The sequence below is a fragment of the Candidatus Methylacidiphilales bacterium genome, from assembly GCA_028713655.1.
In the GTDB taxonomy this organism is placed as follows: Bacteria; Verrucomicrobiota; Verrucomicrobiia; order Methylacidiphilales; family JAAUTS01; genus JAQTNW01.
Genome location: JAQTNW010000022.1, coordinates 38,642 through 53,666 on the forward strand (window position 1 = coordinate 38,642; position 15,025 = coordinate 53,666).

At 53.5% G+C, this 15,025-nt stretch carries 16 protein-coding genes and 1 other RNA gene; 4 read left to right on the plus strand and 13 right to left on the minus strand.

The features are described from left to right. Window positions 1-13: 13 nt before the first annotated feature. Window positions 14-613 carry an acyloxyacyl hydrolase gene (locus tag PHD76_08740; GenBank protein ID MDD5261918.1) on the plus strand — a complete coding sequence of 200 codons (600 nt, stop codon included), beginning with the start codon at window positions 14-16 and terminating at the stop codon, window positions 611-613. Between the two features lie 161 nt (window positions 614-774). Here the strand turns inward: PHD76_08740 and PHD76_08745 are convergent, their stop codons facing one another. The 9 genes from PHD76_08745 to plsY form a co-directional block, all read right to left on the minus strand. Then, window positions 775-1,059, minus strand: coding sequence for a hypothetical protein (locus PHD76_08745; protein ID MDD5261919.1), 285 nt, complete (start codon window positions 1,057-1,059; stop codon window positions 775-777). A gap of 136 nt (window positions 1,060-1,195) precedes the next feature. Continuing rightward, on the minus strand, window positions 1,196-1,750 hold the full coding sequence (locus tag PHD76_08750; protein ID MDD5261920.1) for a hypothetical protein: 555 nt from the start codon (window positions 1,748-1,750) through the stop codon (window positions 1,196-1,198). A 206-nt stretch (window positions 1,751-1,956) separates the two neighbouring features. Then, window positions 1,957-2,484, minus strand: coding sequence for a redoxin domain-containing protein (locus PHD76_08755; protein MDD5261921.1), 528 nt, complete (start codon window positions 2,482-2,484; stop codon window positions 1,957-1,959). A gap of 324 nt (window positions 2,485-2,808) precedes the next feature. Next, window positions 2,809-3,834, minus strand: a complete 1,026-nt coding sequence (gene lepB, locus PHD76_08760) for a signal peptidase I (protein ID MDD5261922.1) — start codon at window positions 3,832-3,834, stop codon at window positions 2,809-2,811. A gap of 91 nt (window positions 3,835-3,925) precedes the next feature. Then, window positions 3,926-5,725, minus strand: coding sequence for a translation elongation factor 4 (lepA, locus tag PHD76_08765; GenBank protein MDD5261923.1), 1,800 nt, complete (start codon window positions 5,723-5,725; stop codon window positions 3,926-3,928). Window positions 5,726-5,751: 26 nt separating this feature from the next. After that, entirely contained in the window at window positions 5,752-6,441 is a 690-nt protein-coding gene (gene rpe, locus PHD76_08770; protein MDD5261924.1) for a ribulose-phosphate 3-epimerase, read from the minus strand. A gap of 4 nt (window positions 6,442-6,445) precedes the next feature. Continuing rightward, window positions 6,446-6,838 carry a VOC family protein gene (locus PHD76_08775; protein ID MDD5261925.1) on the minus strand — a complete coding sequence of 131 codons (393 nt, stop codon included), beginning with the start codon at window positions 6,836-6,838 and terminating at the stop codon, window positions 6,446-6,448. A gap of 85 nt (window positions 6,839-6,923) precedes the next feature. Continuing rightward, a complete protein-coding gene (locus PHD76_08780) occupies window positions 6,924-7,814 on the minus strand; it encodes an NAD(P)-dependent glycerol-3-phosphate dehydrogenase (protein MDD5261926.1) in 891 nt (296 codons plus the stop codon). After that, window positions 7,811-8,485, minus strand: coding sequence for a glycerol-3-phosphate 1-O-acyltransferase PlsY (gene plsY / locus PHD76_08785; protein ID MDD5261927.1), 675 nt, complete (start codon window positions 8,483-8,485; stop codon window positions 7,811-7,813). The genes PHD76_08780 and plsY overlap by 4 nt, the downstream gene beginning before the upstream one ends. A 117-nt stretch (window positions 8,486-8,602) precedes the next feature. On the opposite strand from plsY, the gene PHD76_08790 reads away from it, so the two are divergent. From PHD76_08790 to PHD76_08800, 3 genes are all read left to right on the plus strand, one after another. Next, on the plus strand, window positions 8,603-9,991 hold the full coding sequence (locus tag PHD76_08790) for a tetratricopeptide repeat protein (GenBank protein ID MDD5261928.1): 1,389 nt from the start codon (window positions 8,603-8,605) through the stop codon (window positions 9,989-9,991). A 159-nt stretch (window positions 9,992-10,150) separates the two neighbouring features. Beyond that, window positions 10,151-10,432: a hypothetical protein gene (locus PHD76_08795; protein ID MDD5261929.1), complete on the plus strand. Its 282-nt coding sequence runs from the start codon at window positions 10,151-10,153 to the stop codon at window positions 10,430-10,432. After that, the gene (locus PHD76_08800; GenBank protein MDD5261930.1) at window positions 10,423-11,199 is read left to right on the plus strand and encodes a hypothetical protein; all 777 of its coding nucleotides are present in this window, start codon (window positions 10,423-10,425) and stop codon (window positions 11,197-11,199) included. The genes PHD76_08795 and PHD76_08800 overlap by 10 nt, the downstream gene beginning before the upstream one ends. Before the next feature lie 44 nt (window positions 11,200-11,243). Here the strand turns inward: PHD76_08800 and rnpB are convergent. The 4 genes from rnpB to PHD76_08820 all read right to left on the minus strand — a co-directional run. Beyond that, window positions 11,244-11,665: RNase P RNA component class A (gene rnpB / locus PHD76_08805), an RNA gene on the minus strand. 50 nt (window positions 11,666-11,715) lie between these two features. Continuing rightward, window positions 11,716-13,971, minus strand: a complete 2,256-nt coding sequence (ligA, locus tag PHD76_08810) for an NAD-dependent DNA ligase LigA (GenBank protein ID MDD5261931.1) — start codon at window positions 13,969-13,971, stop codon at window positions 11,716-11,718. Window positions 13,972-14,039: 68 nt separating this feature from the next. Further along, on the minus strand, window positions 14,040-14,543 hold the full coding sequence (locus tag PHD76_08815; protein MDD5261932.1) for a hypothetical protein: 504 nt from the start codon (window positions 14,541-14,543) through the stop codon (window positions 14,040-14,042). A gap of 22 nt (window positions 14,544-14,565) precedes the next feature. Continuing rightward, window positions 14,566-15,025: formyltransferase family protein (locus PHD76_08820; GenBank protein MDD5261933.1), on the minus strand; the 460-nt coding region annotated here is incomplete at its 5' end.

A 15,025-nucleotide genomic window follows, 5' to 3' on the forward strand; every position in this document is an offset into this window, starting at 1 on the left:
ATACCAAGTGTGGTTGGCTGTTTTTTTACTGCCTCTGGCGGCGTTGAATGCCCAGCAGGCGCAACCGACGCAGTACAAGGCCAATGTCGCGGTTGAGCCCTTTCATGAAAACAAGATCGAGATCAGCGTTGAATCGGCAAACCTGTTTGATATCGGAAGCACGCACACCTATCACCTCGCACCCCAGACCGTGTCGCTTCACTGGCAATTGGATGATGTTGGAAATCAAGGCTGGCTTCGCGGCAACACCGAGTGGATTTTCAGCGGCTATTACACACCTGTGATTGAGGGGCCCGAGAACCGCTTTACAGGCGCGTTGTTTGGACCGCGTTATAATTTTGTACAGCCGGGCTGGAAATGGGTGCCGTATGTGGGCAGCCGGGTCGGCTTTGGCTTTACGGACAGCACCGGGGTGCTGGGAGCTCAGGGCCAGGACTTTTGCTTTTCCTTCGCCGTGGATGTTGGCGTGCGGTATATCATCAACGATACGGTCGATATTTCCATAGGCGGCATGTATGAACATTATTCCAATGCGGGCTTGTCCGAGCCGACGCATCAAAATAACGGTCTCGACTCCGCCGGGCCGAATGTGGCGCTGAATTTTAAGTTCTAAGGAACGCGCTTCACGCGTTCCTATATTTCCAAGACGGAAGCGTGGAGGGTTGAGCTTGTCTCGATCCAAGCATAAAACCTGTTTCGCGCAAAGTTCGCCAAGGACGCCAAGGGAGAACAAATAAATTCTTTGGGTCAAAAGCCGCAAGCCGGACAAATACATTATCTGCGCTTGTTTTTTCGAATGACCATTCGCTCTCTCCACACGGGCAGAAGCAGAATCAGTCCGAGAATGAGCAGCAGGACAAATAAAACCAATAGGGCAGGGCCGGCCCAAAGCATGCCTGGAGACCAGTCAGTCGATTTTTCTAAGAGAAACTTAACGCCTGCCCCTACACCCAGAACGGCAATGCAAACCGCTAGAAAACACACATAAGCGAGTCCAAAGCCGATTGCGATAAAGAAACCGGCGCGAATCAGTGCAGTTGGTTTGTCTTGGAGGTTCATGTTTTCCACCGTCACGATGGCCGCAGGTTAGAGGCAGTGCAAGGGAAAAGTTCGGCAGCTATGGAGGGCTGAGCTTGTCTCAGCCCAAATATATGGGATGTGACAAGCACATCCCACCATCCAGGAAAACCCTTTGTTAGCTCTTTTTCTTGTATTCAACAGTGCCTTTGCCCTTTAACGGCTCGGAGACAAAGATTTCTTTGCCATCTTCGCGTATGCTCAGGGTTACGTTCGTGTCATCGCTTGTGCTTGTGACGGTTACCGATTCAAAATACTGCCCCAGGAAATTTGAGGACGGTGATTTGAAAAAGCTCTCTTGTTTGACTCCGCTCGCATTCCATTTTGCTTTAATCTGAACCTTATCCTGTCCTTGCCCTATGACCATGAAGGTAATTGTTTTATCCGGCGGGCCAGTCCAACCCAAATCAGTGCTTTTCGTGGATACCAGAAAATAGCCGCCATCAATGACAGCGTAGGCTGAAAATAAAGAATCCATCCCGTTTCCGGTTTTTTTGTATTTGATAGTGATAAGGCCGGCTGGCGGATATGTCGGTTCCAGCTTCTTGCCTCGCATGACGTAAACCAACTGAAAATCATCAGGAAGTGGTGCCAGTGAAATATCCAGAATCTCCTGATTGGAGAACATCATCTGCTGCACCCTGGCCGCCGCCTCCCTGTCCGATTGGGACATTCCAAGCAAAATAGGAAATCGCATTGAGCTTCTCAGGGCTTTTTTCCTGGATGGCAGTTTTGAAGGCGGAAATAAACTCCTCCGGCGTTTTGGACTGTCCGTGCGAAACGGCAGGAAGCATTCCAATGGCGACTGTGATGATAACGGACAGGAATTTCATATTTCTCTGAATTCAAAATTCTGAATTCTGACTTTTCTTTTGCGCTTTATTTCCTGTGTTTGAGCTCGGACTGCATGTAGTCCAGCTCCGTGTTGAGCTCCTCGATCCGCAGCCTGCCGGTGTAGCGGTTCACAAGTCGCCAATCGGGATCGATGATCAGGGTGCTCGGAATGGCGTCAATGCCTCCGAATTGCTCGTAAAAGGAGCTTTCCACAACCGCGACGGGATAATTGAAGTTCATGTCATGGGCAAACGCCTGGATGTTCTCTCCGCTTTTACTGGCCACGCAAATTCCCAGAAACACGACATTTGGATTTTTAATCTCGTGTCGCAGGCGGATGAGCTCGGGTATTTCGCGGGCGCTGCCGGGCGACCACGTGGCCCAAAAATTGAGCACCACGATCTTGCCTTTGAGGTCCTGGCTCGACATCTGCGTGCCGTCCAGCGCTTTCAGGGTGAAGTCCGGGGCTGGGAGGGGCGAAATACTGCGCTGGGGGGGCTGTCCTGGGCCTGAACAACCGGTAATGCAGGCCACCAGCCATGCGGTGGACAATAAGAGGCAGCAAATTCTCATCCGCATAGGTGACTGGTTTCGAGTCTAAAACACAATCAAAAACTTTAATCCGTCTGAGATGCTGTTGCCTTGTGGACACTACTGAAGAAAAGGACAGATTGTCATAAGCCTACGATTATATAGACTGCAGACTTATGGTGTTCTATTTCCTCGTCCTAGGTGTTGGGGGTTTGAAGGGCCCGCCACCGACCTTAGAGAATATGATTCATCAAGTCGCTTCTGTGGTGATTGTTCTAGGGCTGTATTTGATATGGCGCACTTACATCAAACGGAGATGAAGTAGTGTTATTTGCAATTTAATATAACATATATTGTGCGAAGTAATTATTCAATCCAGCCCCAGCGCTTGCTAAACGGCCAGTACACCATCAAGGCCGTTCCAACCAGGTTTTCTCTCGGCACATATTTCCAATACCGGCTGTCCAGGCTGTTCCGGCTGTTGTCGCCCATCGCCCAATAGGAATTCTCCGGAATGCTTATCTCATCGTCCGGCACCACAAGATAATTTGCCCGCTCAGCGTGAACATAACCGTTGTAGCCGCCCTGCTTGGCGTAGTTCCTGTCAAACGCCTTGGAGTGCAGAATCTTCCCATTCGAAAGGAGATAAGGCTCCTCGATCTTTAGCGTCACGCCCGGTACGCCCACGCAGCGTTTGATGTAATATTCCGTCACACCTGCGGTTTGGCGTTCCAATCCCGCGATGTCCTTGGTCGTGAACACGAAAACCTCGCCCTGCTTGGGCAGCCTGAAGTTGTAGGCCATTTTGTTGACAAAAATGTGGTCGCCCGCCTCCACTGAAAAATTGGCGACGTCCTCTCCGGCCTTGAATTTTCTGCCCTCACGGATTTCAGGAGCGCCCTTCAACACATTTTCAGGCTCGGTAAACAAATGATAATCCTTATCGTTGAAACGCAGCGTTGTAAATGTCAGCAAGGGTACCGGCCGCCATGGGTTGACAGCTTCCACAGTACCGTCCGAAGGCGCCACGAAGCGATGGTACGTCTTGCCGAAAGCGGCATAATCCAGAACCTGGTAAAAAATATTCGGCGTCGGACCCGTATGTGACTCTTGTGAAATACCCCACAAGGTCGGCATCATCGAACCTGTCGGGATTTTGAAGGGCTGGACAAAATAAGTACGCAGTGCCAGGGCGATCACCAGCGCTACAAATATGACTTCAATATTTTCAGCCCAACCATCCGCTCTCGTCGCGCCCGGAAAGAGCTTCTCAATCTGCTTCGGTGTCTGGTCCAGGACCTTCTCTGCGTGGCCGTCCTGAATGCGATTTGCGGCAACCTCCTCCAACTCACTTTTGAGGCTTTCAAACCTCTCTAAGCTTTTCTCACTCAATAGATCACGTGAGTAATTCCATTTTTTACGTAACAAGTGAAGATACTCTTTCGCGAGCTTGGATAGGTTCATAAAAAGTTATGTAAGTTGTTTAATTGGAAGACTTCAGCACCTGTAAAAAGGCTTCCTGCGGGATGTTGACCTTGCCGAATTGCTTCATCTTTTTCTTACCTTCCTTTTGCTTTTCCAACAGCTTGCGTTTCCGGGTTATATCGCCGCCGTAGCACTTGGCTATCACGTTTTTCCCAACAACCTTGACATCCTCGCGAGCGACAATTTTTCCACCAATGGCAGCCTGCAAGGCCACCTTGAAAAGCTGCGGCGGGATCACTTCCTTGAGTTTCGCGGTAATTTGACGACCCCTCTGGGCCGCCTTTTCGCGATGCACAATGGTTGAAAAAGCGTCCATCGGCTCGCCATTGACCATGATATCCAATTTGACCAGATCGTCAGCCCGATAAGGCCCAAACTCATAATCCATCGATCCATAACCCCGGGTCATGCTTTTGATCTTGTCATTAAAATCCACCAGAATCTCGTTCAGCGGAATATCAATCGTCAACATCACGCGCTTGCTGTCGAGCGACTCGGTGTGCAGGCAGTCCCCTCGCCGATCCCGGACGAGTTGCAGGATATCGCCGATATACTCGCTGGGGACCATGATGAAAGCCTTGACCATGGGTTCGCGGACCTCCTCGATCACCGTGGGATCGGGCATGTGCGTCGGGTTGTCGATTTCCTCCATTTCACCGTTAGTTTTGAGGATCTGATAAACCACGCTTGGATAGGTTGAAATGATGTCCATTTCGTACTCGCGGCGGAGGCGTTCCTGCACGATTTCCATGTGCAGGAGGCCGAGGAACCCGCAGCGGAAACCGAAACCGAGCGCCACGGAATTTTCCTGGATATAAGTCAGGGCGGAGTCGTTGAGCTGCAACTTGCTCAGGGCTGTTTTTAACCCCTCGAAGTCGGCGCTGTTGATCGGGTAAATGCCCGCAAAGACCATGGGATGGATTTCCTTGAATCCCGGAAGCGGTGTTTCCACCGGAAGCATTGCGCTCGTGATGGTGTCGCCGATTTTCAGTTCCGCCGTGGTTTTGATGTTGCCCACCACATAACCGCTGTCGCCATCGCGCAGGACATCGGTTTTGACCGGTTTGGGAGTGAAGATGCCCACTTCCTTGACGTCATATTTTTGGTTGCTTTGCATCAGCAACATTTGCGTGCCGGCCTTGATTTCACCGGAAAAAACGCGCGTGTAGGCGATGACACCGCGGTAGATGTCGAAAACGGAATCAAAAACCAGGGCGCGCAGCCGGTTGTCGCCCATGTCTGTCGGGGCCGGAATGCGTTTCACGACGGCTTCCAGGATGTCCTCAATTCCGATGCCGGACTTTGCGCTGGCCAGAATGGCTTCATCCGCCGGGATGGCCAGGATCTCCTCCAATTGCTGTTTCACCACCGGAATATTGGCATTGGGCAGGTCGATTTTGTTGATGATGGGGATGATCGTCAGCTTCTGTTTCATCGCCAGATGGACATTGGCCACAGTCTGCGCCTCCACACCCTGGGCTGCGTCCACGATGAGCAGCGCGCCCTCGCAGGCGGAAAGGCTGCGTGAAACTTCGTAGGCAAAATCGACGTGTCCGGGTGTGTCGATCAGATTGAGGCGGTACTCCTGCCCGTCTTTTGCGGTGTATTGCATCGTGACCGGGTGGGCTTTGATCGTGATCCCACGCTCGCGCTCCAGATCCATGGAATCGAGCAACTGGTCCTGCATTTCGCGAACGGCGACCGTGCCCGTCGATTGCAGCAAGCGGTCTGACAACGTGGTTTTTCCGTGGTCGATATGGGCGATGATGCAAAAATTGCGCGTGAACTGGATGGACATACGTTTTTAAAAAAGACCGGCAGTTTTTAACCTGCAGAGGTCACCTCGGTGGCCTTGCGGCGTAAATTTGCGATAGCCTCGCCCATGTCCTTCTTTCCAAAAAGTGAAGTGCCCGCCACGAGCACATTGGCTCCGGCGGTCACCGCCGGACCGGCTGTGATTTCGCCGACTCCTCCATCCACTTCGATATCAACATTCAATTGGTGTTCCTGGATGAACTTGCGGGCTTCGCGGACTTTTTCGAGGACCTCGATGATAAACGCCTGCCCTCCGAAGCCGGGGTTGACTGTCATGCAGAGCAGCAAATCCACATGGGGCAGCAGCGGATAAACGTTTTCGATCAAGGTGAGCGGGTTGATGGCCAGTCCGGCGCGGCATCCCATGTCGCGGATCATTCGCAGCGTACGCGGCACGTTGTGATGGGCTTCCAGGTGGACGGTCAGGATGTCGGCCCCGTTTTCAATATAGTCACGCGCATAGCGGTCGGGCTGCTCGATCATGAGATGCACGTCCAGCGTGATCTCGTCCACCTCGCGCCGCAGCATTCGAAGCAGATCGACTCCAAAAGAGATGTTAGGCACAAAATGGCCGTCCATGATATCGACATGCAGCCAGTCGCCTCCGCCCGCCACCGCGCGACGCGCCTCCTCGCCCATGCAGGCCAGGTTTGCGGCCAAAATGGACGGGGCGATCACCAGTGGGCGCACCTCGCTCATGCAATTACAGTCCCCTGCCCTTTTGGATCAGTTCGATTTCGTAGCCTTCCGGGGCATCGATAAAGGCAATGATGCTGCCGGAACCGGTGGCCGTCGGCCCGTCCGAAAGTTTATATCCCTTGGATGCGGCGTGTGCGGCAAAAGCTTCCATGTCCTCGACCTCGAACGCCAGATGTGTCAGGTCGGGCTGTACCTGGACAGGGCCGCTGGCGGGGAAACTGCAAATTTCAATTTCCTCGTCCCCGGCAGGGGCCTTGAAAAAAACCAGTTCCGATCCGCGCGGGGATTTGTGGCGCCGGACTTCCTTGAGGCCGAGCACTTCCCGGTAGAAGAACACGGTTTTCTCCAGATCATTGACCCGGTAGCGGGTGTGCAAAAGGCGGGTGATATTGGCCATGATACGACAATCTAGTTATCCGAGGCGGACATGGAAGCTTTCATTTGCGCCCAAGCAGCCCGGAATTGTACAATTAAAGCGATTCTTATTCCTCGTCAACCCGGCGCACCATCAAGTCCTGAAAGCCCTCGGCCGGAGTTTTCCCCTCGTATAGAACCTTATACAATTCCCGAACGACCGGCGCCTTGATCTTTTCAGATTCCACCAGCTCAAAGACCGCCCTTGTGGTTGGTACGCCCTCGGCAGTCCCTCCCATGTGGCTCAGGATTTCCTGCAATTCACGCCCGCGCCCCAAGGCTTCACCCACCTGGTGATTCCGGCTGGCCCCGCTGTACGCGGTGAGAAAAAGGTCGCCCATTCCGCTCAACCCATAAAGCGTTTCCATGCGCGCGCCATGCAACGCGGCAATCCGGACCATTTCGACGAGGCTGCGCGTCATCAGTCCGGCCAGGCCGTTTTCCCCAAGTCCCAGTCCGTAACAAATTCCACCGGCCAGGGCGTAAACATTTTTCAACGCGCCACCCAGTTCCACGCCAACCACATCCGTGCTGCGGTAGGTTCTGAACATTTTTTGATGTACGATCTGCTGCATCGCCTTTGCAAGTTCTTCGTCATCGCAGGCCAGAACAACGGCCGTGGGAGCCTGGATTTGCACCTCCGACGCCAGGCTGGGGCCGGAAATGGCGCCAACGCGGTTTTCCTTCCAGACTTCACGGATGATTTCGGTCACCCGCAAATGTGTCGTGACTTCAATACCTTTGATCAGGCTGAACACGGGCGCTTGTGGCGCCGGCAGCGTTTTCATGCGTTCCCGGGCAGACTGGCATGGAATGGCCATGATTACGTAATCTCCCGCCGTGCCATCGGGCCACGCCGTGTCATAACGATGCACATAGCGGACCTCATGGCTGTTCCGTTGCAGGATTTTTCCAAATGCGCTGCCCCATGCCCCTGCGCCAACAACCGATATTTTCATGCTTTCTTGTCTCCAAATCTGTGTTCAGTTCCCTGCGCAAGGCGGACTATATTGGTGCGGTGCCGCCAAATCCCGAGCGCGAACAAAATAATTCCAAGGCCCAGATATTCAGGTTTTTCCCTATAAAAAAACCAGGTTGCGATAGGTACGGAAAGCGAGGCCATCATCGATGCCACGGACACATAGCGTGTTGCATAGAAAAACAGCAGCCAGGTCAGGAAGCATGTGAGAAAGACCCAGGGCATCAAGGCCATCAAAAATCCCGCCGAAGAGGTCATCCCCTTGCCCCCCTTGAAGCCGAGGTAGGGGCAATAATTATGCCCCAGCACCACCAGCACACCGCAGAGAATCAACAGGCTTTCATTTGAAAGCGGCGGCGCATGGATCCAATTCCGATACAGCAGGTACCGGAGCGCCAAGACCGGCAGGAAGGCTTTTAAAAAATCGAGGGCGAACACGGTGTAGCCCCAGCCTCGCCCCATGACCCGGAGGACGTTTGTGGCACCGATGTTGCCGCTGCCCTCATCCCGGATGTCGAGCCCCTTGAGCTTGCCTGCGAAAAAGCCAAACGGCAGCCCCCCGATCAGGAAACAGGCAAGAGCCATTGAAATGACCGTAAAACTCCCCGCCGGAAACAAAGCGAGGCAGAATAAGTGATGAATGCTGGGCATAATGCAAATGAAGCCGCAATTAAGAGTGCGATTTCCCGATGACGCAAGCACATTTCGATGTGATTTATTCCAAAAAAGCCTTGGCTGAATTTCAGAAATCAATTTAACTTGTTCTTTATGTCCGAATCGCCTGCCGACCAGTTGACGGGGTCTCAACTCGAAACTTTTCAAAAAGCCAAAGAAGCTTCCAATCGCAATAATCCCGCGTACGCCATCACCCTTTTGCGCCAGATCGTGGATGAGACCCCGGGCCATTTGGAATCCCGCCGCCTCCTGCGTGCCAATGAGATGATGAAGGTCAAGTCCGCTTCCGCGCTGGACAAATTAAAAATACAGCCGCTCATTCTGCGCGGCAGGGGCGCCCTGAGTAAATCCCCAAAGGAAGCCATGAACCTGGCCGAAGACGCGCTGGAGAATGATCCTCGCAGCGATCAGGGCAACCAGCTCCTTTCCGATGCGGCGCTGGCCTTGAATCTCTTGGACGTGGCCATTCTGGCGTTGGAAACATTGCGTGAAGCCAAGCCGTCCAACCTTGATAATTTAAAGGCCTTGGGAAAATTGTACCTGGATCGGAAATTGCCCGAAAAGGCCCAGGCTGTTTTTGACGCCGCCCTCAAGATCAAACCAAACGATGGCGAGGCCCTCAAGGGAATGAAAGATGCCAGCGCCGTGCACGCTTCCCAGCAGGGCTCATGGGAGGAAAATCTCGATTATCGTGCTTCACTTAAGGACGAAAAGCAATCAGCCGAACTTGAGCAGGAAAGCAGGGTCGTCAAGTCTTCGGAGGCCATCGACCAGCAATTGGAGAAACTGCTGGAGCTCTATGGCCAGAATAACAACAACTTGAGCGTCGTCATCAAGATTGCCAGCCTTTACGAGCGCAAGGAAGATTTGATCTCGGCAACGAATTTTTTGAATTGGGCCAGCCACCTGACCAATCAAGGCGATCCTGAAATCGAAAAGCGCCTCGATAAAATAAAGACCCGCCAGCAGGAGGAATCCATGGCGGCCAAGCGCCATGCGATCGAAGCCGCCCCGGCGGACCAGCAACCCGCCCTGCTGGAAGAACTCAAGGCGCTGGAAGCGCAATTTGCCGATTATCGACTACAGAGCGCCAAAGAAAGCGTGGCACGGTATCCGAACGACAACATGCTGCGTTACGAACTCGGAAAAGCGCTGGCAGAAGCCGGGCAATACAAGGAGGCCATTCCCGAGTTGCAACAGGCCGTCAAGCACCCCAACGTGCGCTATCAGGCCTTTAACATGCTGGGATTCGTATTTTGGAAACGCAACATGCTGGACTTCGCCGTCAAACAATTTCAGACCGCAGAGTCCGAGATGCTGGTCATGGACGACCTGAAAAAGGAAATCATTTACAACTTGGGCTGCGTTTATGATGAGGCCGGGAAGAAAGATCTGGGGTTGGAGCAGTTCAAAAAAATCTACGAAGTCGATTCCCAGTACCGGGATGTCGCACAGCGGGTGGAATCGTCCTACGGCCATTGAGCCGCTCTCCATCTTAAAAGCTGCGACCCACTCAGATCCATTTACCTGTGGAATGAGTTCCACAGGGCTCCTGAATAACGCCATATTTCATATTTGTAAGTCCTTCCATATTAAGGATTGATATCATAAGCCTTTTATGTTTATGTGAATGCATATCTCATGAAAAAGGAACGCATCATTCGGAAGTATTTTTCTACAATTGGCCGGCGCGGTGGCTTGCGCAGTCGGCGCGTGCTCAAACCTGAAGACGCGCGCCGCATGGTCCGTTTTCGCGAAGCGAAAAAAGCCTACCGCCAATTTTATGCCCGTTGTTTTTGGTCCTGGCCGCAAAATCAAAAAATCAACTCTGAAGAAACCATACTGGAAATCATCTGCGGCTTGCGGGAAAATGGCGGGCGTGAAGGCTGGGACCAGGCAAACACAATCGAAAAATGCCGCTAACCGAATTCCAAAAACAGACGCTTATCCTGCTGGCTGCCAACCGCTCCCCTGACAGCTATGTGGCTGGAGGAGTCGCCCTGCATGCGTCCCGCCCGGAAGGCCGCTACAGCCGGGATGCCGATATATTTCACGATGCGGAGGAAAGCGTCATCCTCTGCAGCCGTCTCGACGAACAAGCCCTTGCCAAAAACGGTTACTCAATTGAATGGCTGTTGCAGGAACCCGCTTTCCGCCGCGCACTTGTTAGCAAAGGCGGCGAATCACTGCGGATGGATTGGGCACATGATTCGGCCTGCCGTTTCTTTCCCGTGGAAGCCGATCCAATTCTCGGCTGGCGGTTGCACCCTGCCGATCTGGCCACAAATAAGGCACTGGCATTGGCGTCACGGAGCAAGACGCGCGATTTATTTGACATTGTCATGCTCGACAAATCTTACCTGCGGCTCGAGGCAATTATCTGGGCCTCCTGCGGAAAGGACGAAGGATTCAACCCGGTGATGATGCTGGAAATGATGGCCCGGCATGCCCGAATCCATGGGCCCGAACTTGAGGCATTGACAACCCCTCCTGCAGACCCTGTCCAACTGAAAAGCGACTGGTTGAATATTCTTGAACGCGCAAGAAGCGAGCTTCTCAAGGTTGCTTCCGAAAATTACGGATTTCTTTTGCTGGACGCGACGGGCCAGCCGCGCTGGCCTGAAAATTGGAGCCAAGTCGTTCGGCACTATCCAACAGTGGGCGGCGCATGGCCTGCCGTTTCCAAATAGCAAGTCCCTATAAGAGAAGGGCGCCTGGTTTCCCAAGCGCCCTTCATTCAACTGAGGCGATAAGCCGAATTCTGTCCGCCGGTTTTCACCGGCGTGATGATCATTTATCTTGCCCCGCCTTGCGGCTGGACATCCGGCTTTTGCCGGATGCGGCCTACCCGGAAGCTCCCCGCCTTGCGGCGGAAACGACTGGCCGCCATGCTTCCTGTTCGGCCTTGCACCATCCGGGGTTTATCGTGCCTCCTCGATTACTCTCGGAGCGGTGGGCTCTTACCCCGCCGTTTCACCCTTGTCACGCCTCTGCCTTTCGGCTCGGGCGGACGGTTTGTTTTCTGTGACACTGTCCGTCATCCCCGGTTTTCACCAAGGATGCCCGCGAATTCTTCGCGGCGGATTGCCATGTGGTGTTCGGACTTTCCTCCCGCAAAAGCAGTACACTTCAGCGGGCGATCATCTGCCTCAAGAAACAGTCTGCCTGTTTGCGCGGAAAAAAAAAGCCAATTCGATTGGGAAATATCAGGACACGTCACCGATGAGTTTGTGAAACTCTTCCTCTGTAAGAATCCTGAGCCCGATTTCCTTCGCTTTTTCAAGCTTCGAACCCGCATCACTTCCGCACAACAGATAATCGGTGTTCTTGGTGACCGCGCCCGTCACTTTTCCGCCGGACTCCCCGATTTTAGCGGCAAAGACCTCGCGCGGCTTGGAGAGGGTCCCGGTGATCACAAAAACCTTTCCGTCCAGCGCGCCACCCCCGCCATGTGCCGGCCCTGATGGCAGGGATGGCGTGATGTGCAAGCGCTTCATTTCGGATAATGCCAATCGACCCCTCTCCGAATCAAAAAAGTCCAACAGGCTTTTTGCGGCAACAGGGCCAATCACTGTGAGAATTTTTTCCTGCCCGCCCTTCTTTCCAAAGCCGCTTTCCAGCAGTTCAGATTCCAGTTGCTGAATCTGACTCACAACGAGTTCATGCTGTCCGTCCCGCGCGGGTTTGTCTGTCAGAGCAAGCTGCTGCTGGCTGTTTCTGCCTCTGGGATTGGTCCGTTTCGCCTCTTCCCGCAATTCGTCCAGTTTGCAGGTTTTCCTCAACAATTCAGAGGAAGCCAGCTCGGAAACACTCTTGTGAAATCGCGCCAGCTCCCGGGCCGTTGCGTCCCCGATTTCCGGTATCGCGAGGGCAAATATCCATTTTGAAAGAGGCTTATGCTTTGATGCCTCCAGCGCATCGATAAGCTTACGGGCGTTTTTGGATCCGAACACCCTCGGTTCCTGTGCCGTGCCCAAATTCAATCCTGACAACTTGTCGATGTTCAGCCCGTAAAGATCCCAGGGTTCGCTGACCCAGCCGGACTCCACCAGTTTGTCCGCAACCGCCCCTCCGAGATTTTCGATGTCCAGCGCCGCACGTTGCGCGAAATGCTCCAGTCGTCGCGTCTTCTGCGCGGAGCAATCCAGGTTTTCGCAACGCCAGGCGACAAATTGTTCGTCCCGGCGGATGGGGCCGCCACAAACGGGGCATTTCCCGCCCAAAAATGCCGACAGATCGAAGGGTTTCGTTTCCTTTGGCCTTTTGCCAGTTACAACCCTGATTACCGCGGGGATTACTTCTCCTGCCTTTTCAATCACCACCGTGTCCCCGACACGTATATCTTTTGCCTTGATTTCGTCTTCGTTGTGCAAGGTCGCCCTGGAAATGGTGCTGCCGGCAAGCAGGACGGGCTCAAGCTCGGCGACCGGCGTTAAAACACCGGTACGCCCCACCTGTATCGTGATGGCCTTTAAAGCAGTTTCAGCCTGGTCGGGGGCAAATTTGTAGGCGACAGCCCAGGGCGGCGATTTTTTCAGAATCCGTTCCGAGCTCTTTTCCAACTTGTCGCGCAAGGCGAATTCATTGACTTTAATGACAGCGCCATCGGTTGGGTAGGCGAAGTTTTTGCGCAACTCATCGATTTTTGTCACAGCATCCAGCACTTCCCGTCCGGATTTGCAAACCGCATGCCACTCCGGTGTTGGGAAACCCATGCTTTTCAAGAATTTCAGGGCTTCCGCCTGGCTGGCCAGTTCAACACCGTTCAGTTCCCCTGTTCCATAGAGAACAATCGACAGAGGTCGTTTCGCCACCTCCCGTGAGTCCAGCATCTTCAATGTGCCGGCTGCGGCGTTGCGGGCATTGGCAAAGAGCGCCTGTCCGGCAACTGTCCTGGCTTCGTTCATCCGCGCAAAAGCCGCATGCGTCATGAACACCTCGCCCCTGACTTCAAGCACCTTTGCTTTCCCGCTGATGTGAATCGGGATTTGTCTCAAGGTCCTCAGATTGTCCGTGATATCGTCCCCTGTCTCGCCATCTCCCCGTGTGGCGCCCTGCACAAAAGCTCCTTCTTCATAACGCAGGGTCACCGCGACGCCGTCAATTTTGGGTTCCACGACAAATGAAATTTCTTCGCCCGGCAGTGATTTTTCGATCCGGGTGATGAAGGCCCTGACTTCATCCGTCGAGTATGTGTTATCGAGGCTTTGCATCCTCCGCTGGTGGCGGACTTGCTTGAATTCCTCCAGCGGTTTACCGCCCACTTTTTGCGTCGGGGAATCCGGAAGCGCCGCCTCGGGATATTTTCCCTCGAAGTCTTTCAATTCCCGGTAAAGGCCGTCATATTCAAAATCGGAAATCCTGGGGCTGGCCAGCGTGTAATAGGCAATGTCATGGCTGCGAACTTCCTCCACGAGGCGGTGGTAGTGCTTCAGCTCGTCGGGTTTGGGAATCGCCTTCATGGCCTTTCGCGATGCGGAATCATCCGCCTATGAGTCCGGTGAGGTCAAATAACACAGGCATTTTGCATTCAAGGCAGCATGCCCCTGGACAGCACAACATCGGGGTCATGGGCTTCCGACAGTAAAAACACATGGGCCTTGAAAACGGGTTCCTGGGCTTTGAAAGCGCTTTCAATAAGCCCGGCATCGGTGGGTGTAAAGGTTTGACACAGAACCAGTTTTTTTGAGTCCTGGCCAATCCAGAGTGAATAGGAGTGTCCGTTGACGGGGACGTTCTCGACATGGATAAATCCGCCCTGCAACACCTTGTCCCAGACCAGCTTGCCATTGGTTTTGCCTTCGGTCCCAACGGGGCCCAAAATGACCACATCGCCTTCCACCTGCCCCAGCATTTTTTTGAGCAGTGTGTTTTCGGCCTTTAACGCAAGGTAATCCGGTCCATAGGCGGGGCTTGCAACCTGCGATGAGAACACGCTGTGCTTTTGGCCCTTCATATAGAAATATCCTGCAAGCAGCGCTCCAATCACCAGAAGAACCGCGACAATTTTGATGTTATTTATTCCCATTGCCATACGAGACGACCTTTCAGTTCAATCAATTTCCATAGACACGGCCCCAGTGGACATCGAGCCTGTTTTTCAAATACAAACTCAGTGCCTTGACCAGGCACTTCGCTTCCGCTGTCTTGCCGCGTTTTGAGATGGAGTGCAGGGGCTCGTCAGGTTTTGCCTGGAAGGCTTCCTGCCAGATGATCGGCCCCTGGTCGAGATCCGGCGTCACGAAATGGGCCGTCACTCCCACAATCCGTACGCCTTTTTCATAGGCCTGGCGGTAGGCGGAGGCGCCCGGGAAAGCCGGCAAGAGCGAGGGATGGATGTTGATGATCTTGTTCTTCCAGCGCCATACAAAGTCGGGTGAAAGGATCTTCATGAACCGCGCCAGCACGATGAAATCGATTTTTTCCTTTTCAAGAATCTGCAGCGTCCTGTGTTCGGCCTGGATTCTTTCAGTGTAATCCACCCGGTAAAACGGCAGGCCGTATTCCCGGGCCACG